The sequence below is a fragment of the Microbacterium sp. CGR1 genome (assembly GCF_001266755.1).
In the GTDB taxonomy this organism is placed as follows: Bacteria; Actinomycetota; Actinomycetes; order Actinomycetales; family Microbacteriaceae; genus Microbacterium.
The window spans coordinates 986,621-1,006,934 of sequence record NZ_CP012299.1 but is presented as its reverse complement, the minus strand read 5'-3'; the positions used below and the strand labels follow the sequence as shown (position 1 = coordinate 1,006,934).

Below are 20,314 nucleotides of genomic sequence, written 5' to 3'. Positions count from 1 at the left end.
GATCACTCCTCTCCGACGACCACGAGCGGTTTGACGCAGTCGTCCAGCTTGGCGGAGAACACGTGATAGGCCTCCGCGATGTGCTCCAACGGGAACCGGTGGGTGAGAAGCTCCGACGGGCGCACATGGCCGTCCCGGATATGTTCGAGCAGCCGTGGCCACTGGCGCTTGACCGGAGCCTGATTCGCGCGGAGGGTGAGCCCCTTGTTCACGACATCGCCCATGCGAACAGCCGAGGTGAGCGGGCCGTAGGCACCGATGACCGAGACGGTGCCGCCCTTGCGCACGGAGTCGATGGCCCAGTTGAGTGCGACGGGTGACCCGCCCTGGAGCTTCAGCTTCGCGCCGGTGACGTGCTGGACGACGCTGCCGTCCGCTTCTGCGCCCACGGCGTCGATCACGACGTCGGCCCCCAGATAGCCCGTCGCCTTCTTCAGCGCGAGCACGATATCTCGCGCCTCGGCGAGATGGATGGTCTCGGCGTGGGCGAACGTGCGCGCTTTCTCGAGTCGGTAATCGATGTGGTCGACGACGATCACGCGTCCCGCGCCGAGGAACCACGCCGAACGCGCGGCCGCCAGGCCGACTGGACCCGCGCCGAAGACGACGACCGTGTCGAGCGGAGCGATCTCGCCGAGCTGGGCACCGAAGTACCCGGTCGAGAACGCGTCGGTCAGCAGGAGGGCGTCCTCCGAACTCAGCCAGTCGGGGATGACGGACGGGCCCACGTCGGCGAACGGGACGCGCACGAACTCCGCCTGACCGCCGTCGTATCCTCCCGTGCTGTGCGAGTAGCCGTAGATCCCGCCGACCGCGGTCGCGTTCGGATTCACGTTGTGGCAGTTCGAGAAGAGCCCGCGACTGCAGAAGAAGCACGAGCCGCAGTAGATGTTGAAGGGAACCATGACCCGATCGCCGCGCTGCAACGTCTGGACCGAGGAGCCCACCTCTTCGACGACGCCGACGATCTCATGCCCGAAGGTGTGACCGATGCGCGTGTCCGGCATCATGCCGTGGAACAGGTGCAGGTCAGAACCGCAGATGGCTGCCCTCGTCACCCGGACGATCGCGTCGTTCGGGTGCTGGATGCGTGGCTCCGGTTTCTCTTCGACCCGCACCTTGTACGGGCCGCGGTAGGCCATCGCCTTCATCTCGGTGCCTCCGTCTGTCGGTGCAGTGTGGTCATGGTCGTGCGCTCCTTCGACTCGCTTATCGGGTTATCCGTCGGCTCCCCGCCGGTCGGGTCGGCCCCCAGCGCCGACCCCGACCGGACGTCGTGGCCTCACTCCTTGTTCGTCATGTCCTGAACCGCTCCCGCCACCTTCTCGACGACGTTGGGCAGCTCCGTCGTGCCGTAGAAGCGCGAGTCGGGGTGCGTGGGCGGAGGCATCGGCGCGGTGGTCGTCGGACCCTCGTGATAGCTGAACTCGCCGTGGCCGTCAGGAGTGGGTCCGCTCGCCCAGCTGCCCTCTGCGGCGGCGGGGCCGTCGCTGAAGTTCAAGTACTGGTACGAGACGTCGCGGTGCTCCTTCGACAGCGGGAAGTTGCTCGGGACGGGAAGGATTTCGGCGCCTTCGGCCTTGAGCTCCTCGACGGCGGCGAGCCACTGGTTCTGGTGCATGGTGTCCCTCGCGAGCAGGAAGCTCAGAAGATCGCGCACTCCGTGATCGTCGGTCATGTGGTACAGCCGGGCGACCTGCACGCGGCCCTGCATCTCGGCGTTCGCGTTGGCGGTGAAGTCGGCGAGCAGATTCCCGCTCGATGTGATGTACGAGCCCTGCCACGGGTTGCCGTTGCTGTCGACGGGTCGCGCTCCGGCGCCCGCGACGATGCCCTGCTGGACGTCGGTTCCTCCGATGATCGCGGCGACCGTCGGGTCGTCCTGGACGGCATCCTCGGTGATTCCGAGCGGCGACTTCTCGAGCAGCTGCGCGATCATGATCGCGAGCATCTCGACGTGACCCATCTCTTCGGCACCGATGCCGAAGACCAGGTCGCGGTACTTGCCGGGGATGTGCATGTTCCACGCCTGGAACTGGTACTGCATGGCGACCGTGATCTCGCCGTACTGGCCGCCCAGGACCTCCTGGAGCTTTCGGGCGTAGACGGCATCCGGGGCTTCGGGGGTGGCGGTGAACTGAAGTTCCTGACGATGGAAGAACATGGCTGCCTTTCTGGTCGGATCGTGATGGGTGCCCATGAGACCGGTTCTCGCTGCGACGGGATAAGGGCTTCACAGACCGCCGGGCGACGAGGATAATCCGCGAACCGGGTCCGGAGAACTGAACGACTCGAGGATCGAGTTCCGCGTTTTCTGCTCATAAACGTGTTGTTCGTGCTAACTTCACTCGTAAAACAGTTGTTCTAGCCACGGAGTCACATTGCTGAGTAGTTCTGCTGTTTCCGCTGATTCCACTCAGCCCCAGGAAGCCCCCGCTTCGCCCGAGAAACTCGCACGCGACAACATGCCGCTCGCCACTTTCCTGGCTGTGGAGAAGGCGCGGTCGGCGACGCACGTCGATCTGGACGACCTTCTCTCCGCCGCCCGCCTGGGCCTCGCCCGCGCGGCCATGTCGTATGACGCCGCGCGGGGCATTCCTTTCGGTGCGTTCGCGAGCAGCCAGATCAACTGGGCGATGCTGTCGGAGATGCGTCGCGCCGACCCCGCCGGCGAGAGAGGACGCGACAAGATCGAGCGCGTGAGAGTCGCCGCCGAGACGGTGCTCGCCCGCACCGGCCGAGCCGCGAGCACGGCGGAGCTCGTGCGGGAGTCGGGGCTCACCGCCGAGGTCGTCTCGGAGATGATGAAGCTCGACGAGATGGTGCGCACCGCGATCAGCTTCGAGGAGCACTTCGACGCCGAGACCGGCCGACAGGCGGTCGACCTCACCGACAGCGTCATCCTCCCCGAGCACGCCGTCGAGCAGTCCGAGACGCGAGCGATGATGAACCGAGTGGTCGACGCTCTGCCCACGGCGATGCAGCAGGTCGTGCGCGGCATCTATCTCGAAGACCGCATGGTGAAGGACATCGCCGAAGAGCTCGCCGTCAGTCATGCCTACGTGTCGAAGCTGCGCTCGCGCGGACTCGAACTGATGCGCGAGGCCATGGAGGCCTGGGAGAACGGCACGACGGGTGACCGATCGACCAAAGCCAGGGCCGAGTTCTTCGAGGCGCTCTTCGGGCCCGTCCGCGCCGAGATCCGCGACCGGTCGAGCGAGCTCCTCGCCGCCGTGTGACGCGACCCGTGGAATCTTCCGGATCCGTGGTTACGCCAGCGGCCGATGTCGCGAATATCGGTTGTGCAGGCCCACGGATGGGCCCGCGTCCAGCCCCATAACCACGGAGGAATTCTCATGGGTCTCCAGATCGCAACCAACGTCGGTGCACTCAACGCGTACCGCAACCTCTCTGTCAACCAGAACGACGTCTCGAAGTCGCTCGAGAAGCTCTCGAGCGGTCTGCGCATCAACCGCGCAGCCGATGACGCCGCCGGCCTCGCCATCTCCGAGGGCCTGCGTTCGCAGGTCAACGGTCTGAACGTCGCAGCCCGCAACGCTCAGGACGGCATCTCGGTCATCCAGACCGCAGAAGGCGCGCTCACCGAGGTCCACTCGATCCTGCAGCGTGTCCGCGACCTCGCGGTCCAGGCCGGCAACGACTCGAACAACACCGAGTCGCGCGACGCCATCAAGACCGAGATCGACTCGCTGGGCGAGGAGCTCACCCGCGTCGCCGCCAGCACGAACTTCAACGGGATCAAGCTGCTCGACAGCGCGAACACCCTGACGTTCCAGGTCGGCGCAGGCTCCGAGGCCGCCGAGGACCAGATCGGCGTCACGCTGACCGACTTCTCGGGCCTGGGCGCCACGATCGGCGCTCTGACGGTCGACACCGCGGCCAACGCACTCACCTCGATCGGCGCGATCGATGACGAGATCACGGCCGTCTCGACCGCTCGTGCGGGTCTCGGTGCGGTGCAGAACCGCTTCGAGTCGACGATCAACTCGCTGCAGGTCTCGGCCGAGAACCTCGCCGCAGCGAAGAGCCGCATCGCGGACACCGACATGGCCGCCGAGATGGTCAAGTACACCGCCTCGAACATCCTGCAGCAGGCCGGCACCGCCATGCTCGCTCAGGCGAACCAGTCGGGCCAGGGCGTCCTGCAGCTTCTCCGTTGAGTCGCTGCGCCTGAGGCGCACAGGGCGCCCGGGCGGAGTCACCTCCGCCCGGGCGCCTTCCTGTAGGACACCCTTGACCGCAACGCACGGAAGACGACCGGGATGAAACTCGACGGACTGGTATCAGGGCTCAAGACCGAAGAGCTCATCAAGGCGCTCATGGACGTCTCGGCGATCCCGAAGACGCTCATCACGAACAAGATCACCGACCGCAACTCGGTCATCACCAACCTGCAGTCGCTGAACAAGACGCTGCAGGAGCTCGTCGACAAGGCCAAGACCGCCGCGGGTCCCAGCTCTCTGGCATCCTTCACCGCGTCCTCGTCGTCCGAGACGGTCACGATCACCGCCGGCAGCAAGGCGACCGCATTCTCGACCGCCATCGTGGTGGATGCCGTCGCCACAGCGCACTCCGTCGTCACCGCTGCCGCAGGAGGAACAGCGTGGGGCGGCACCTTCACCCTAGTGGGATCCGACGGCGAAGCCGTCGAGGTCACTCCGCTCGGCACCGGTCCGCAGGACCTCGCGAAGGCGATCAACGCGTCGAAGGCCGGCGTGAGCGCGACCGTCGTGCCCGCGGGAACGGATGCCGACGGCAAGCCGCTCTCGCGCATCCAGCTCACCTCCGCCGAGACCGGCGCAGCTGGTGCCTTCACCCTGCACCGCGGAACCGCGGCGGAGGTCACCGCCGGAACCGCGGTCGATCTCGGTGCCGCCCCCGGCGCCGCACTGCTCACCCAGGGCGCGGATGCCCGCATCCGACTCTTCGCCGGCACTGACGCCGAGCAGACCCTGAACAGCGCGAGCAACACCATCACCGTCGGTGAGGGCATCGAGGTCACGGTCACGAAGGCCAGTGCCGACCCCGTCACCGTGACCGTCGCACGCGATGCGAAGAAGCAGAGCTCGACGGCGGAGGCGTTCGTCAAGGAGATCGCCGCGCTGCTGGTGCGCATCGACAACGGCTCGAAGGCGACCATCGGCGAGGTCGGCGAGACCACGACCCTCGGCGTCTTCACCGGCGACAGCACGGTGCGAAACCTCCGCGGCGCGCTGGCGACCGCCGTGCAGCATCCGATCGACGGCATCTCGCCCTCGACGATCGGCATCACCGTCAGCGACAAGGGCGTGCTCTCGTTCGACGCCGAGAAGTTCGCCGCAGCTCTCGCAGAAGACCCGGAGGGCACGCAGGAGCTGTTCTCGGCGGTCTCGGCGCGGGTGCAGGACGTGACGACCCAGTACTCCGACAAGTACGACGGCCTCCTGACCAAGCGCATCACCGGCCAGGAGGACGAGGTCAAGACGCTCAAGACCCAGGTCGAGCGCTGGGACATCCGGCTCGAACAGCGCCGCGCCACCCTCGAACGCACGTACGCGCAGCTCGAGGTGCAGCTCTCGAAGCTGCAGTCGCAATCGTCGTGGCTGACCAGCCAGCTCGCCGGACTCACCCCGTCGGATTCCTGACCTCGTCCTCGTGACATCGCATCGCATCGGAGCACGTACTCATGGCACTCACCTCACTCGACCGGGCCAAGCAGCAGTATCTGGAGCAGCAGGTGGCCTCCGCCACGCCTGAGCGCCTTCTCGTGTTGCTCTACGACCGCCTCCTGGTCGACATCGAGCGCGCGGACGCCTGCCAGGAAGCGGGGGATTGGGCGGCTGCGGGGAACCACCTCGTGCACGCGCAGCAGATCGTCGCCGAGCTCAACGGCTCGCTCACCGATGAGTGGGACGGCTCCGCAGAGCTGCACGGCGTGTACACCTACCTCACGGGACGCCTGATCACCGCCAACATCGCTCGAGACCGCGCGGCCACCGCAGAATGCCGAGCTCTCGTCGTGCCGCTCCGCGAAGCGTGGCATGCGGCGGCTGCCGCGGTCTCGTCGACCGCGCAGACCCCCATCACGGCCCTGGCCTGAGCGACCGTGCCCGATACTCTCTCGGCCTGGCTGACGGTGCTCGACCAGTTCGAGCGCGCCCTCGACGCCGCCGACGAGCACCTCGACGAGCAGTCCTTCGAGGCGCCGGACGGCCCCGTCCCCGAGGAGCTGCGCGAGCGTGCCGAAGCCGTGCTCGCGCGGCAGCAGCTCATGATCGGCGGACTCGTCACATCGCGCGCCAATGTGGCTCGCGAGATCGCCGCACTGCGGCGCGTGCCGACCTCCACCCAGAATCTGCCGGCATATCTCGACGTCGAGGGTTGAGCACAGCGGTTACATGGATGCCCGGGTGTCGCGATAGTCGGCACAGAGCACGGATCGCTCGACGATTGGCCAGGGATCGGCCTCTCCACCAACATCCCGGAGTGCCCCCGTGCTCGAATCCGTCACGTCCTCTGCGCTCATCAGCGCGCTCGACGGGCTGGCCCTGCGCCAACGCTCGATCGCCGAGAACATCGCCAACGTCAACACGCCGGGCTACCAGGCCCAGCGCGTGCGGTTCGAGGATGAACTCCGTTCTGCTGTCCAGGGCGGCTCCGGAAGCGTCGCCGCGACGGTCGAGCGCTCGCTCGAGCCGACCAGGCTGAACGGCAACAACGTCAACCTCGACACCGAGACGCTCTCGAACATCGACACCGTGCTGCGTTTCCAGTTCGCGAGTCAGGCGATCGGCGGTCAGGCGGCCTCGATCACCAAGGCGATCGGGCAGGCCTCCGCATGACCTTCGACGCGATCGGCATCGCCGGCACCGGCCTGACCGCGCACCGCAAGTGGCTCGACGCGCTCAGCGACAACATCGCCAACGTGAACACCGCGACACCCGCAGGCCAGGAGGCGTTCCGGGAGAAGTTCGTGACCGTGCAGGCCGGCACCGACAGCCCCGGCGTGTACGTCGCCGGCGTCGTCGAATCCGAGGCCGACGCGAAGCTCGTGTACGACCCCGAGCACCCCTATGCGAACGAGGACGGCTACGTGCAGTACCCGAACGTCGAGCTCGGCGACCAGATGAGCATGCTGATCCTCGCCCAGCGCGGATACGAGGCGAACGCCGCTGTCGTCGACCGGGCGAAGACGACCTACGAGGCAGCGCTGCAGATCGGCCGCAACTGATGTCGGGCATCGAGGCCATCGGCGCCTCCGGTGTCGCGCCGCTCTCGACGCTCAGCTTCGAGACGGGCCCGGACGCGACCAGTGCTCCTGCCTCCGGAAACGCCTTCGCCACGACGCTCTCGGGGGCGATGGAGAACCTGCAGCAGCTGCAGTCGACGTCGAACGAGCTCGCGGTGCAGGCGGTCACGGGAGACCTGCAGGACATCCATCAGGCGATGATCGCGTCGACGCGCGCCTCGGTGACGCTCGACCTGGTGGTGGCCGTGCGTGACCGCAGCGTCTCGGCGTTCAACGAGATCATGAGGATGCAGGCCTGACGATGCCCAAGATGCTCACGACCTACTACGACCGCGCCAAGCAGGTCGTCTCAGGATTCTCCCTCGCACAGCGCACGATCGCCATCATCGGTGTCGCGCTGCTCGTGATGGGCGCCATCGCCCTCGGCGCGTGGCTCACCAAGCCGCAGATGAGCCCGCTCTTCACCGGCCTGAGCGCCGGCGACGCGTCGGCCGTCGTCGAGCAGCTGAAGTCGGCAGGCGTGACCTACGAGCTCGCCGAGGGAGGCGCGACGATCCTCGTGCCCGACGACCAGGTCTATCCGCAGCGTCTCGCGGCGGCATCCGCCGGGCTGCCCGGCGACACGAGCGAGGGCTACACCCTGCTCGACGAGATGGGTGTGACGGCGAGTGAATTCCAGCAGTCGGTGACCTACAAGCGTGCCATCGAGGGCGAGCTGGCCAGCACGATCGGCGCGATGGAGGGCATCTCGACGGCGTCGGTGCAGCTGGCGATCCCGGAGGAGAGCGTCTTCGTCTCGGAGCAGCAGAGCCCGACCGCATCCGTGTTCGTGAAGACCCGCAACGGCTCAGGGCTCAGCGACGAGAAGATCGAGGCGATCGTGCACCTCACGAGCGCCGCCGTGCCGGGGATGACGCCGGAGGACGTCGCGGTGACCGATCAGGACGGCCGCGTGCTCTCGGCGGTCGGCACCGGGCTCACCGGGAACTCCTCGAAGCAGGCGACGGAGCATGAGGCCAAGGTCGCGGCATCCGTCAGCAAGATGCTCGAGACGATCGTCGGGCCCGGCAACGCGACGGTGACGGTATCGGCCGATGTCGCGAACTCCACATCCGAGCGCATGGACGAGACGTACTCGGCCCCCGAGGGCGAGCTGAGCGCATCGGAGCAGACCAAGACCGAGACGTACAACGGCGGCGAGGGTGGAGGTGCCGGCGTGCTCGGCCCCGACAACATCGCGGTTCCCAACAACGCCGAGGGGACCGGCGCCTATGAGTTCGAGGAGACCTCTCGCAACAACGCCGTCAACAAGTCGACGGAGAAGACCATCACCCCCGCCGGAGAGGTGACGCGGCAGACCGTCAGCATCGCGCTCAACCGAGGGACGGTCACCGGAGTGACGGCGAACCAGATCGAATCGCTCGTGGCATCCGCGGCAGGGATCGATGTCGAGCGCGGCGACGAGATCGCCGTCGAGTTCGTCGAGTTCAACCAGGCGGGTGCGACGGCGGCGCAGACAGCGCTGCAGGCGGCGGAGGCCGAGCGCGACGCGCAGTTCCAGCAGGAGCTGCTGCGCTCTGCGATCATCGGCGGCGCGATCCTGCTCGCGGCGATCATCCTGATCGTCTTCCTCATCGTGCGCCGCAAGATGAAGCGTCGGGTGATGTACACCGAAGACGGACCGATCGAGTACTTCGCGACGGTCACCGAGAGCGAGGAGCAGAAGCTCCGCTCGCTCAGAGGGCTGAAGGAGGCCGAGGCGATCATCGCCCCGGCGCCGACCAAGCTGCTGCCGTCCGCGTCGGCCGATCTCGACGACGAGCCCGAGCCCGACAAGGTGCTGGTCGAGCGGCGTCGCCGGGAGATCGACGACCTCGCCAAGCGCGAACCCGACACGATCGCCAGCGCACTGGCCGACCTGATGGATGAGGCGACCGTATGAGCGCGCTGACCGAGCTGCTGGACGCGCAGGCCGACACGGTCGAGGTGTCGGCCGTCGAGGCGCCGGCGCCCGTGGCTGCGCCGGAGATGAGCGGACTGCGCAAGGCCGCGATCGTGCTGATGAACATGGATCGCGCCGCCAGCGCCGAAGTGCTCCGCCACCTCGGCGAGGAGCGGTCCGAGATGCTCGCGGCCGAGCTGACACAGCTCGGGGGAGTGGACGTGGCCTCGACGGCCCGTGCTCTCGGCGAGTTCCGGCGCATCGCCACCGGCGGCTCGGTGCCGTCGCGCGGCGGGCAGGAGCTCGCCACCGGACTGCTCGAGACGGCATTCGGCCGCGAGAAGGCGGTCGGGATGGTCGGCCGGGTCATGTCGCAGGGGTCGGTCTCGTTCGACTTCCTCAATGCGGCGGACCCGGCCCAGCTCGCCACGATCATCGAGGGTGAGCTTCCGACCACCGTCGCCGTCGTGCTGGCCAACCTCAGAGCCGATCGTGCGGCGGCGGTTCTCGCCGCCCTGCAGGATCCCCTGCGCACGGACGTAGCTCAGGCGATCGCGACGATGGGCACCGCCACGCAGGAGGCGATCTCGATCGTGGCCGACTCGCTGCGCTCACGCACCGGCGTCTTCGCGATGCGCGACAACCATGAGTCCATCGGAGGCGTGCAGCCTCTCGTCGAGATCATCAACCGCTCGGACACCGCGCTCGAGAAGTCGCTCCTCGCAAGCCTCGAAGGCCGTGATCTCGCCCTGGCCGAGGACATCCGCAGCCGCATGGTCACGTTCGCCGACATCGCGCGCCTCGAGGATCGCGACGTCCAGCGGGTGATGCGCGGTATCGACCTGCGCATGCTCGCCCTCGCGCTGAAGGGCGCGGACGACCAGATCACCGACAAGGTGAAGAGCAACATGACGGAGCGCAACCAGGAGAACCTCGCTGAGGAGACCCGAGTCCTCGGTCCCGTGCGCATGCGTCAGGTCGATGAGGCCAGAGCCGAGATCGTGCGCATCATCCGCGACCTGGAAGCCGCGGAGGAGATCACGATCTCGCGCGAAGACGAGGATGAGCTCATCGAGTGATCCCTCTGACGGCAGGTGAGTCGGTCGATCCGGTTACGGACGCAGCCGGGTGTCGCGATAGTGGGTCTGGAGCACGGATCGCTCGACCTACGGGCCACGGACAGGCCTCGCCCTTCGATTCCGAGGTGTCCGCCGTGCTCGATTCCGCCTTCACGCCACTGGTCGTGCCGCGCGTCGGCGAGACGCCCATGGACCTCCGCGGCGAGGCCGACAGGGCCCGCACCCGTGGCTATGCCGACGGCTTCGCCGAGGGCCGCAGGCTCGCCCTCGACGAGGGAGAGATGCAGCACGCCGCGCAGCAGCAGCGGATGCACGAACTCCAGGAGCTGTACCTGCATGAGCGCGGCTCGGGTCTGCGCGCGTTGGAGAGCGCGCACGCGGCCCTCGACCGCCGCATCGACGAGCTGAGCATGCTCGCCGCCGATCGCATCGAAGAGCTCGCCGTCGCCCTCGCCACCACGATCCTCGGAGCAGAGCTGTCGGATCCGGCACGTTCGGCGGCGCATGCGCTGCGCCGGGCGCTCACGGAGATGCCGGCGGAGCGCTGGACAGGGGTCGCCTTCAGCGAGCAGGACGTCGCAGTCCTGCAGGACGAGATGTCGTCGATCGACGCGTTGCGCGGCATCCGGATCTCCGCCTCTCCGGCCGTGGACAACGGCGGCGCCATCGTCGAGATCGAGAACGGGGCCGTCGACACGCGCATCACGTCGGCGCTCGCCCGCGCGGCCGCAGCACTCGACGGCGACGAACAGGATGCCGAGGTGATCGTGTGATCACCGCGACGCGGTCGTGGAACCGTGCGCTCCTGGCAGCGCGCCCGGAGCGCTCAGGAACCGTGAAAGCCGTGCGAGGGCTCGGCGTCGAGGTGCTGGGCATCGACGGCGCGGTCGGCGACCGCATCCGCATCGACGCGACCGACGGCCGTGTGGTGGATGCCGAGATCGTCGCCGTCGACGGAGCCGCCGCCCGCTGCATGCCGCTGGGCAGGCTCGACGGGATCACCGCCCGTGCCCGGGTGCGGCACGGGGGAGCGCCGCTGCAGGTGCCGACCGGACGAGCGCTGCTCGGACGCGTGCTCGACGGACTCGGGCGACCGATCGACGGCAAGGGGCCGCTCGACCGGGGTGTCGCTCCCGTCTCGCTCGACCACGATGCGCCGAGCGTCATGGATCGCCAGCGCATCGATCGTCAGCTCGGCCTCGGCGTCCGCGTGCTCGACACGATGACGCCGGTGGGTTCGGGGCAACGTCTCGGGCTCTTCGCCGGCTCGGGCGTCGGCAAGTCGTCGCTGATGTCGATGATCGCCCGTGGCTCCACTGCCGATGTGAACGTCATCGCCCTCGTCGGGGAGCGCGGTCGCGAGGTGCGCGAGTTCCTCGAGGACGACCTGGGCCCCGAGGGTCTGGCGCGGTCGGTGGTGGTCGTCGCGACCTCGGATCAGCCCGCGATGGCGCGCCTGCGCTCGGCATTCGTCGCGACCAGGATCGCCGAGGCGTTCCGCGACGACGGCCTCGACGTGGTGCTGATGATGGACTCCCTCACGCGCGTCGCCATGGCGCAGCGCGAGATCGGGCTCAGCGCCGGCGAACCGCCCGCCACCCGCGGGTATCCGCCGTCGACGTTCTCGGTGCTGGCCCGCCTGCTCGAGCGCGCAGGAACCGGACCCGTCGGATCGATCACCGGCCTGTACACGGTGCTCGTCGACGGCGACGACCACAACGAGCCGATCGCGGACGCCGCGAGAGGAATCCTCGACGGCCATGTGGTGCTCGACCGCGCGCTGGCGATCCGCGGACACTTCCCCGCGATCGACGTGCTCGGCTCGGTGTCTCGCGTCGTGTCGAAGATCACCACTCCTGAGCAGCGTCAGGACGCGGTGATGCTGCGCAGCGTCCTGGCGGCTCGTCGCAGCGCGAACGACCTCATCGAGATCGGCGCCTACCGCCAGGGAGCGAACCCGATGGTCGACGCCGCCCTCGCGCACGAAGGAGCGATCTCGCGCTTCCTCACCCAGCGGATGGACGATCTTGCGGCGTCCGACGACTCCTGGCAGCAGCTCGCCGCCCTCACCACCGACTTCGGAGGACTCACCCCATGACCTTCCCACTGGCTGGCCTGCTGCGCGTGCGCGGCGCCCAGGAGCGTGTCGCCGCCGAGCAGCTGTCGCGTGCGAGCGCGGAACGGGCGCAGGCCGAGCTCGACGAGCAGACCGCGATCTCGAGCCTCGCCGACATCAGCGCGCAGATCGACGATCCACGAGCGCTGATGGCCATGGCCGCCGCTCGCGCCGCGGGACGCAGCACGCTCAGCGATCTGCAGGCGCTCGTCCAGATGAGGCGCGGCACGGAGTCGGAGGCGAAGTCGGCCCACGTCGAAGCGCGGCGCGACCTGAAGGGACTCGAGCGGCTCGAGAGCACCCACCGCGTGGAGGCGACCAAGGCCGAGCTCGCCGCGGAGCAGTCGGCGCTCGATGAGATCGCTGTGGTCCGCACCGCGCGACGTGAGGGGAGTGCCGCATGACCGGGCTCGCGGCGGTGATCGCCCGCGTTGACGCGATCGAGACGCAGATCGTGTCGCTGGATCCGGCAGGCCGCGCGGCGGCGGCGTCGGCTGCGGCGACCGCGACCGCGGCGACCGCCGAGACATCGGCGGCGAGCGCGACGACGTTCGCTGGAGTCCTCGAAGCGGCGAAGGCGGCCTCGACGCCGGAAGCACCCGCTGCCGGCCAGACCCCGCAGACTGCGGCGGCGGCAGCCGGCACGGGAGCGGGCGACGAAGCGAGCGCTGAGGTCATCTCGGCGCTGCAGACGCTGTTCTCGGCCAATGCCACCGGCGCAGACAGCTCGACGGCGTCGATGCAGAAGATCATCGAGATGCTCGGATGACCGCCGTGGGGCTGCTCGCGACGGTGGCGGGTTCAGGAAGCGGCGAAACGGAGACAGGTGGACGATCTTCGGCCGTTTCGGGCTCTCTGTTCGGCGACGCGCTGATCGCCGCTGGACGGGTGCTCGACGGTGCGACGGATCAGGACGCGGCGACGCTCACGCCCGACGGACAGGACGCGCCGACTGCCGAGGAGACTGCGGCATCCGACGACGCGAGCGGGGCAGAGGCGCCGATCGCGACCATGATGCACCTCACCGCGCAGTTCGCTCCGGCCGTGGCTGCGGCGGCCCCTGCATCCACGTCGACGCCTGCGCAGAGGACGCCGGATGCGACGACGCTCGATGGGACGACGCTCGTGCAGACGGCGCCGGAGGCAGCGGGGAGCGCCCGCAGCGCTCTCCCCGCTCCCGCAGCAGCGTCGGGTGAGGCGCGCCCTGCCGAGCTCCCCACAGGCCCGGCCGCGGCAGCCGTCGAGACGGGCGCGACGGTGACCTCCCCGCCTCTCGGCGTGTCGGCGCCGGAACGGACTCCTGCGCCCGAGATCTCATCGGCATCGGCATCGGCATCGGCGTCGGCGTCGGCATCGGCGAGCGGCGCTGACGGGGCGCCTCCTGTGGCCGGCGCCCGAGTACGCCCGGAGACCCTGTCGAGCGACGCTCCCCGTGACGCTCCGGTGACGGGTCAGCAGGACCCGGCGGAGGGGGACGCCGACCCTGCGACATCCTTCGCTGCCGCTGCGGCTCCGCGGTCCGAGTCCCCGCGGAGTGCGGTGTCGTCGACTCCGATCCCGACCACCGTCGGCGTCTCCGCTGCGTCCGTGATGGGCGGCCACGCAGAGCCGCTGCCGGCGAGCGACCCCGTCGATCCGCTGCCGGGTCCGCAGTCCGGGGCGCCTCCTATGACTCTCGCTCCGGTCGCATCTCCGGCCGCGGCGACGGCCATGCCCGTGTCCTCGCCCGAAGCGGCCGCGTCGACCAACCGGGCCGTCGCCGCGCAGGTCGCACCCGTGGTGGTGAGCATCGCGCAGCGCCCGATGGGCACCCATCAGCTCACGATGACGGTGAACCCGGACAGCCTCGGCCCCGTCACCGTGCGCGCGCACATCAGCGCAGCGGGCGAGGTGCAGGTCGAGCTCAGCGGCGCCACCGATGCAGGGCGCGACGCGCTGCGGACCATGCTCGTCGACCTTCGCCGTGATCTCGCCGCGGTGATGCCGCACGCGACTCTCAACGTCTCCCACGGGGCATCGGCGGACACCGCCGGAGACCGCGGCCAGCAGGGCGCGGGCGATGCGTCACCGGAGCAGGGCTCCGGTGATCGCGACGCGCAGCGCGGACGCTCCGACCAGCGCCGCGGGGCCGAGCAGAGCCCCGATCTTTCCCGCATCATCCCGACGACGTCCTCTGCCGCATCCGGTGCAGGGCTCGACATCTTCGCCTGAGAGGACGACCGAATGACTGTCGACGCAGTGACCGCACCGAGCTCCATCCACACGGGAGGCATGACCGATCCCGCAGCCCGCAAGCAGGTGCTCGACGGCGAGGTGTTCCTCAAGCTGCTGGTGACGCAGCTGACCCATCAGGACCCCTCGAGCCCGATGGACACGAACGAGATGATCTCGCAGACGACCCAGCTCGCGATGATGGAGCAGCTCACCACGCTCGCCGACAACGGCGCCGAGGCCTTCGCCCTGAACATGCGTCAGGCGGCGAGCGCCCTGATCGGTCAGGAGGCGAGCTACAAGGACGCCGACGGCAAGACCGTCTCGGGAATCGTGACCAAGGTCTCGTTCGACGGACCGATCCCGCAGGTGACCATCGGCGACAAGACGGTCGCGCTCGACGTCATCACCGGAGTCGCGACCGCGCAGACCACCCCCGCACCGACCACCCCCGCTGCGCCCACCCCCGCTGCGCCCACCCCCGCCGCAGTCTGACCCCGTCTCACCCAGGAAGAGAGAAACCCCATGCTTCGCTCGCTCTACTCCGGAATCTCCGGTCTCCGCTCGCACCAGACCATGCTCGACGTCACGGGCAACAACATCGCCAACGTCAACACGGCAGGGTTCAAGGGCTCGTCCGTGCTGTTCCAGGACTCGCTGTCCCAGCTCATCGGCAACCCGGGCATCCCCGACGACGAGGTCGGCGGTCGCAACCCCGCCCAGGTCGGTCTGGGCGTGCAGGTCGCCGGCGTGCGCACCAACTTCGCTCAGGGCTCGGCCCAGGCGACGGGCCGCGGTGGCGACCTGATGATCTCGGGCGACGGCTTCTTCGCCGTCCGAGCCGGCGGAGAGACCCTTTACACGCGGGCGGGCGGCTTCTCGTTCGACCCCACCGGCAAGATGGTGACCGCCGACGGCTCGATCGTGCAGGGCTGGTCGGCGCAGGACGGCGTGGTGAACACGGGGCAGGCGACGGGCAACATCGTGCTGCCGCTCGAGGCGGTGTCACCTGCGAAGGCGACGACCTCGGCGACGGTCACCGGCAACCTGCCCTCGACCGCCGCGGTCGGTGACGAGCTGGTGCGCGACGTGACCGTCTACGACGCCCAGGGCACGCCGTCTACCCTCAGCCTGACCTTCACGAAGACGGCGGCCGGATGGGACGTGACCGAGCCGACCAGTGGCGCGACGGGGGCGCTGACCTTCACCGACGGCAAGCAGGCCGGCGCAGGCCTCACGCTCGCAGCCGGCGCCGTCAGCGTCGACCTGGGTGCGGTCACGGGCTACGCGAACATGTCGACGGTCGCCGTGACGGAGCAGGACGGATCGGCTGCCGGCACGTTGAAGTCCTACAGCATCACCGGCGACGGATCCATCGTCGGCACGTTCAGCAACGGTGCGACGCAGACGCTCGGCAAGATCGCCATGGCGACGTTCGCGAACCCCGAGGGGCTGGAGAAGGCGGGCGGCACGGCCTACCGCGCATCCGTGAACTCCGGAGCTGTGCGCATCGGGGAGCCGGGCCAGGCCGGTTTCGGCAACCTCGTCTCGGGTGCGCTGGAGATGAGCAACGTCGACCTCTCGCAGGAGTTCACCAACCTCATCGTCGCCCAGCGCGGGTTCCAGGCCAACGCGCGCATCATCACCACGAGCGACGAGGTCCTGCAGGAGCTCACGCAGCTCAAGCGCTGATCGCCTGCGCCGACTCGGTCGGACACGCGCGACGAGGCCCGCCCCTGGTTACCGGGGGCGGGCCTCGTCGCGATAGTCGGAGCAGACTTCCCCCTCTCATCCGAAGCCCGGAGAACCCCCGATGATCATCGTCACCCGCCTCGACCGCACCCGGTTCGCGGTGAACCCCGACCTGATCGAACGCATCCACGCCTCGCCGGACACCACTCTGCACATGGTCGACGGTCATGTGTACGTGGTCGAGGAGGATCTCGACGCCCTGATCGATCTGATCGTCGCGTACCGGGCGCGCGTGCTCGGCGCAGCCCAGGCACTGACCTCGCAGACGGGGGCATGACGGTGGATCCCGCATTCATCATCGGGGTGATCCTGGCGTTCGGCGCGCTGGTGGCGATGATCACGATGGAGGGGGCGAGCTTCGAGGCTCTGCTCATTCCGGCGCCGATGATCCTCGTGCTCGGCTCGACGATCGGCGTCGGCATCGCCAGCCACACCCTCCGCGACACGATCCTCGCTGTGAAGAGCCTCGGGCGCATGGTCAGGGGCCCGAAGATGACGCCGGAGGCGGTCATCCCCTTCCTCGTGGGGTATGCCGAGAAGGCCAGGGGCGAAGGTCTGCTGGCACTGGAGCAGGAGCTCGACTCGGCACCCGATGCCTTCACCCGACAGGCGCTGCAGGCTCTCGCCGACGGAACGGATGCCGAGGATCTGCGCACGGTCATGGATGACGAGATCGCCGCGACATCGTCGCGCAACCGCGTGGCATCGAAGTTCTTCGGCTCGCTGGGCGGATATGCGCCCACGATCGGGATCGTCGGCACCGTCGTCTCGCTGACGCACGTGCTCGAGAAGCTCGACGAACCCGACCACCTCGGGCCGATGATCGCCGCGGCCTTCGTCGCCACGCTCTGGGGTCTGCTCTCGGCCAACTTCATCTGGAACCCGATCGCCGGTCGCCTCGGACGGATCGGAGCCGTCGAGCTCGAGCGGATGACCCTGGTCTCGGAGGGCATGCTCGCCATCCAGGCCGGAAGCGCACCGCACCTGCTCCAGGAGCGCCTCGAGGCGCTGTCGACCGTGAAGCCCAGGGCCGCCAAGAAGAAGCGCGAGCCCGAACGGGCAGAGGGCGTGCAGTGAGCACAGCCCGTCGAGCTCGCGGTCGCGGGCATGAAGATGACTCACACGATGAGCCGGACGAGCGCTGGGCCGTCTCGTACGCGGACATGGTCACGGTTCTGATGTGCCTGTTCATCGTGCTCTTCGCCGTGTCGAACGTCGACAAGACGAAGTTCGAACTGCTCGCGAACAGCCTCGCCACGGGTTTCGGGCAGGAGAGCACCGAGGGCGGTGCCGACACGGCCGAGGGCGTGATCGTGCCGCCTGAACTGCAGGACGATGACGGGGTGGTCGACCTCGCGGCGCGGGCCGAGATCGAGTTCGAGTCGCTCGAGGGACTGCGCGATCGCATGAGCACCTCGCTGGCGGCACAGGGCCTGCAGGACACGGTGCAGTTCGTCATCGACGACCGGGGGCTCCAGGTGGGGCTGGTCGGCGCAGAGACGTTCTTCGCCGACAACAGCACCGACCTCTCGGCGAAGGCGGACGCCGTGCTCGACACGATCGGAGACGTGCTCGTCACGGTCGACAACCAGGTGAGTGTCGAGGGGCACGCCGACCACCGCGTCTCCGCCGCACCCTTCGCCACCAACTGGGAGCTGTCCGGCGGGCGCGCGACCCAGGTGGCGCGGTTCCTCGTCGAGCACGAAGGCGTCGGAGGACCCCGTGTGAAGGCGACGGCGTTCTCGGACACCCGACCCATCGTGCCGGGCGACACCCCTCAGGCGCTGGCCAGCAACAGACGCGTCGACATCATCGTCGAATCGAACGAAGAAGAGCAGGTGAGAGCGCTGATACCCGCTCTCGCGGCTGCTGCGAACAACTGAGCTCACGTGAACACCACCGTCGAGGAGACCGTCATGACCGCATCCGCCGTGCTCGATGACCCCGCCCTGCGCCATCCGGCGTACGATTTCGGACGCCCCGCCCAGCTCGGACGCGAGAGCACCCGCCATCTCGAAGCGGCCTTCGAGTCGTTCGCCCGGCTGTGGTCGTCCCAGCTCACGGCGAAGATCCGCGTGCGCGCCCACCTCGCACTCGAGACCGTCGAGCTCGTGTCGTACGAGGAGTACGCCGACACCCTGCCCGGCACGACGGCCATGGTCGCCGGCTCGTTCGCCGACCGCGACGAGCCGTGCGTCGTGCAGTTCGGTCTCGACAGCGCCCTGCTGTGGGTGGTGCAGATGATGGGCGGCAGGAGCACATCGCTTCCCGAAGCCCGCACCTTCACGCCGATCGAGCTCGCCCTCGTCCGCAACCTGATGGAGGGCACCTTCGAGCACCTCCACGCCAGCCTCGGCGCCCTGCTCCCTGGTGCACCGCGCTTCACCGCGGTGCACTACAACCCCCAGTACATGCAGGTCATCTCCGCGACGGCGGCGGTGATCGTCGCCCGATACGCCATGCGTCTCGGCGATTCCGAGTCGACCGCGACGGTGATGCTGCCGGCGACCGCGGTCGTCGACCGCCTCGCGGCCACGGGATCGGACGCGGCATCGGCGCATTCGACGGATCAGACCCTGGATCAGGTGCGCAGCACGCCGTTGGAGCTGACGCTGCGCCTCGCGCCCATCACGATCGGCACCGGAGAGATCCTCGATCTCGCACCGGGCGACCTGCTGCGCCTGCCTCACCCCGAGACCCGGCCGTACGAGCTCATGGCCGGGCAGACCCGGATAGCTCTCGCGACACCGGGCAGCAGAGGCTCGCGCCTCACCTGCAAGATCACGACCACCCATGAGGAGACCCACTGATGAGCACCTTCCACGAGACCGCCATCGCCGCGGCGATCGCCGGCAAGCTGCCGTTCGGCTACCCCGTGATCCCGGCACCGTCCACCGACCCCGGCGCGTCGGGCGACGCGGTGGTCGTCACTTTCACGGGCAGCCCCGGGGCCCGCATCGCGATCCAGGTCATCGACCCGTCGCAGCTCGAGGACGGCTCCAAGAACGCTCAGCTGGCCGATCGCCTGCACCCGATCTTCGAGGCGGCCGCCGCCGTGCTCGGCAGCGGCTCGCTCGGCGACGGAGCCGTGGTCGACGCCGCCGAGGTCTTCACCGATTCGGGGACCCAGGTGTTCGACATGGTCGACGCCGACGGCAGCGTCGTGGCGCGCGCATCCGTGCGCATCGACGGAGCCAGGGCGGCATCCGCGTCGGGTCCGCAGCGGCTCAACCGCATCGCGGGGGTCGAGATGGAGCTCGTGGTCGAGATCGGGCGCACGCGGATGCCGGTGCGCGACGTGCTCTCGCTCGAGCCGGGCCGTGTGGTCGAGCTCGACCGCGCCGCCGGGTCTCCCGCCGACATCAAGCTCAACGGCCGACTGATCGGGCACGGCACGGTCGTCGTCGCCGAGGGCGACTTCGCGATCCGCGTCGAGCGCATCCTCGACAGCGCCGAGACGGTCTGAGCGTGGACGACATCCTCGTCGCGCTCCGTGCGATCGTCGCGCTGGGAGCGGTGCTCGGGCTGCTGCTCTTCCTCAGCCGCCGCCTGCAGAAGTCGCAGGCGAAGGGTGTGAGTCCGCTGGCAGGGCTGATGCCGAAGAAGCTCGCCAAGCTGACCGAGCTCGTGCCGACGCGGCCCGCCGCGGCGCCGCGCGCGCGCCCGGAGAAGATCACCGTGGTGGCGAGGTCGGGCATCGGCGGCAAGGCACAGCTCGTCGTGGCGGAGTTCGGCGGCATCCGCTACGTGCTCGGCGTGACGGAGCACGGGATCAACGTCGTCGACACCCAGGAGGCTCCTCCTTTCGAGCAGGAGGAGGTCGTCTCCTCGGACGTACGATCCGCCTCCGTCGAGATGCCCGATGACATCGTCGACCGCGCGCTGCGCTCGGTCGCCTGATACGCGGTCAGCGCATCGGTCGACGCGGTTACGTGCACCTCGTGATGTCGCGATAGTCGACTGCG

The 20,314-nt window shown here is 68.8% G+C and carries 25 protein-coding genes; 23 read left to right on the top strand and 2 right to left on the bottom strand.

The features are described from left to right. Nucleotides 1-2: 2 nt before the first annotated feature. Complete coding sequence (locus tag AKG07_RS04770; protein WP_053096347.1) at nucleotides 3-1,151, bottom strand: zinc-dependent alcohol dehydrogenase; 1,149 nt, start codon at nucleotides 1,149-1,151, stop codon at nucleotides 3-5. 131 nt (nucleotides 1,152-1,282) lie between these two features. Next, nucleotides 1,283-2,164: a manganese catalase family protein gene (locus AKG07_RS04765; protein WP_053099135.1), complete on the bottom strand. Its 882-nt coding sequence runs from the start codon at nucleotides 2,162-2,164 to the stop codon at nucleotides 1,283-1,285. A 217-nt stretch (nucleotides 2,165-2,381) separates the two neighbouring features. On the opposite strand from AKG07_RS04765, the gene AKG07_RS04760 reads away from it, so the two are divergent. From AKG07_RS04760 to AKG07_RS04650, 23 genes are all read left to right on the top strand, one after another. Beyond that, nucleotides 2,382-3,239 (top strand): sigma-70 family RNA polymerase sigma factor, encoded by an 858-nt coding sequence (locus tag AKG07_RS04760; protein ID WP_445928298.1) that lies wholly within the window; start codon nucleotides 2,382-2,384, stop codon nucleotides 3,237-3,239. Between the two features lie 117 nt (nucleotides 3,240-3,356). Continuing rightward, nucleotides 3,357-4,181 carry a flagellin N-terminal helical domain-containing protein gene (locus tag AKG07_RS04755; RefSeq protein ID WP_053096345.1) on the top strand — a complete coding sequence of 275 codons (825 nt, stop codon included), beginning with the start codon at nucleotides 3,357-3,359 and terminating at the stop codon, nucleotides 4,179-4,181. Nucleotides 4,182-4,283: 102 nt separating this feature from the next. After that, complete coding sequence (gene fliD, locus AKG07_RS04750; RefSeq protein ID WP_053096344.1) at nucleotides 4,284-5,645, top strand: flagellar filament capping protein FliD; 1,362 nt, start codon at nucleotides 4,284-4,286, stop codon at nucleotides 5,643-5,645. Between the two features lie 41 nt (nucleotides 5,646-5,686). After that, nucleotides 5,687-6,100, top strand: a complete 414-nt coding sequence (fliS, locus tag AKG07_RS04745) for a flagellar export chaperone FliS (RefSeq protein WP_053096343.1) — start codon at nucleotides 5,687-5,689, stop codon at nucleotides 6,098-6,100. Nucleotides 6,101-6,106: 6 nt separating this feature from the next. After that, on the top strand, nucleotides 6,107-6,385 hold the full coding sequence (locus tag AKG07_RS04740; RefSeq protein ID WP_053096342.1) for a hypothetical protein: 279 nt from the start codon (nucleotides 6,107-6,109) through the stop codon (nucleotides 6,383-6,385). Nucleotides 6,386-6,494: 109 nt separating this feature from the next. Continuing rightward, nucleotides 6,495-6,842: a flagellar basal body rod protein FlgB gene (flgB, locus tag AKG07_RS04735; protein WP_053096341.1), complete on the top strand. Its 348-nt coding sequence runs from the start codon at nucleotides 6,495-6,497 to the stop codon at nucleotides 6,840-6,842. Further along, nucleotides 6,839-7,231 (top strand): flagellar basal body rod protein FlgC, encoded by a 393-nt coding sequence (gene flgC, locus AKG07_RS04730; RefSeq protein ID WP_053096340.1) that lies wholly within the window; start codon nucleotides 6,839-6,841, stop codon nucleotides 7,229-7,231. Before flgB ends, flgC begins: the two co-directional genes overlap by 4 nt. Then, nucleotides 7,231-7,548: a flagellar hook-basal body complex protein FliE gene (gene fliE, locus AKG07_RS04725; protein WP_053096339.1), complete on the top strand. Its 318-nt coding sequence runs from the start codon at nucleotides 7,231-7,233 to the stop codon at nucleotides 7,546-7,548. The genes flgC and fliE overlap by 1 nt, the downstream gene beginning before the upstream one ends. A gap of 2 nt (nucleotides 7,549-7,550) precedes the next feature. Further along, on the top strand, nucleotides 7,551-9,191 hold the full coding sequence (fliF, locus tag AKG07_RS04720; RefSeq protein WP_053096338.1) for a flagellar basal-body MS-ring/collar protein FliF: 1,641 nt from the start codon (nucleotides 7,551-7,553) through the stop codon (nucleotides 9,189-9,191). Then, nucleotides 9,188-10,270, top strand: a complete 1,083-nt coding sequence (gene fliG, locus AKG07_RS04715; RefSeq protein WP_230100771.1) for a flagellar motor switch protein FliG — start codon at nucleotides 9,188-9,190, stop codon at nucleotides 10,268-10,270. Before fliF ends, fliG begins: the two co-directional genes overlap by 4 nt. Before the next feature lie 134 nt (nucleotides 10,271-10,404). Beyond that, the gene (locus AKG07_RS04710) at nucleotides 10,405-11,043 is read left to right on the top strand and encodes a FliH/SctL family protein (protein ID WP_150115073.1); all 639 of its coding nucleotides are present in this window, start codon (nucleotides 10,405-10,407) and stop codon (nucleotides 11,041-11,043) included. Next, nucleotides 11,043-12,368, top strand: a complete 1,326-nt coding sequence (locus AKG07_RS04705; RefSeq protein ID WP_053099133.1) for a FliI/YscN family ATPase — start codon at nucleotides 11,043-11,045, stop codon at nucleotides 12,366-12,368. The genes AKG07_RS04710 and AKG07_RS04705 overlap by 1 nt, the downstream gene beginning before the upstream one ends. Then, complete coding sequence (locus tag AKG07_RS04700) at nucleotides 12,365-12,790, top strand: hypothetical protein (protein WP_053096336.1); 426 nt, start codon at nucleotides 12,365-12,367, stop codon at nucleotides 12,788-12,790. Before AKG07_RS04705 ends, AKG07_RS04700 begins: the two co-directional genes overlap by 4 nt. After that, nucleotides 12,787-13,155 (top strand): hypothetical protein, encoded by a 369-nt coding sequence (locus tag AKG07_RS04695; protein WP_053096335.1) that lies wholly within the window; start codon nucleotides 12,787-12,789, stop codon nucleotides 13,153-13,155. Before AKG07_RS04700 ends, AKG07_RS04695 begins: the two co-directional genes overlap by 4 nt. Beyond that, nucleotides 13,152-14,597, top strand: a complete 1,446-nt coding sequence (locus AKG07_RS04690; RefSeq protein ID WP_053096334.1) for a flagellar hook-length control protein FliK — start codon at nucleotides 13,152-13,154, stop codon at nucleotides 14,595-14,597. Before AKG07_RS04695 ends, AKG07_RS04690 begins: the two co-directional genes overlap by 4 nt. A 12-nt stretch (nucleotides 14,598-14,609) precedes the next feature. After that, on the top strand, nucleotides 14,610-15,092 hold the full coding sequence (locus tag AKG07_RS04685; RefSeq protein WP_053096333.1) for a flagellar hook capping FlgD N-terminal domain-containing protein: 483 nt from the start codon (nucleotides 14,610-14,612) through the stop codon (nucleotides 15,090-15,092). A gap of 30 nt (nucleotides 15,093-15,122) precedes the next feature. Further along, the gene (locus AKG07_RS04680; protein WP_053096332.1) at nucleotides 15,123-16,289 is read left to right on the top strand and encodes a flagellar hook protein FlgE; all 1,167 of its coding nucleotides are present in this window, start codon (nucleotides 15,123-15,125) and stop codon (nucleotides 16,287-16,289) included. 121 nt (nucleotides 16,290-16,410) lie between these two features. Further along, the gene (locus AKG07_RS04675; RefSeq protein ID WP_042541095.1) at nucleotides 16,411-16,626 is read left to right on the top strand and encodes a flagellar FlbD family protein; all 216 of its coding nucleotides are present in this window, start codon (nucleotides 16,411-16,413) and stop codon (nucleotides 16,624-16,626) included. Beyond that, nucleotides 16,623-17,426, top strand: coding sequence for a motility protein A (locus tag AKG07_RS04670; RefSeq protein ID WP_445928297.1), 804 nt, complete (start codon nucleotides 16,623-16,625; stop codon nucleotides 17,424-17,426). Before AKG07_RS04675 ends, AKG07_RS04670 begins: the two co-directional genes overlap by 4 nt. Next, nucleotides 17,423-18,232, top strand: a complete 810-nt coding sequence (locus AKG07_RS04665) for an OmpA/MotB family protein (protein WP_053096330.1) — start codon at nucleotides 17,423-17,425, stop codon at nucleotides 18,230-18,232. The genes AKG07_RS04670 and AKG07_RS04665 overlap by 4 nt, the downstream gene beginning before the upstream one ends. Before the next feature lie 33 nt (nucleotides 18,233-18,265). After that, nucleotides 18,266-19,159, top strand: coding sequence for a flagellar motor switch protein FliM (locus AKG07_RS04660; RefSeq protein ID WP_150115071.1), 894 nt, complete (start codon nucleotides 18,266-18,268; stop codon nucleotides 19,157-19,159). Continuing rightward, a complete protein-coding gene (locus AKG07_RS04655) occupies nucleotides 19,159-19,815 on the top strand; it encodes a FliM/FliN family flagellar motor switch protein (protein ID WP_053096328.1) in 657 nt (218 codons plus the stop codon). Before AKG07_RS04660 ends, AKG07_RS04655 begins: the two co-directional genes overlap by 1 nt. 2 nt (nucleotides 19,816-19,817) lie before the next feature. After that, the gene (locus tag AKG07_RS04650; RefSeq protein ID WP_053096327.1) at nucleotides 19,818-20,249 is read left to right on the top strand and encodes a flagellar biosynthetic protein FliO; all 432 of its coding nucleotides are present in this window, start codon (nucleotides 19,818-19,820) and stop codon (nucleotides 20,247-20,249) included. Nucleotides 20,250-20,314 lie beyond the last annotated feature (65 nt).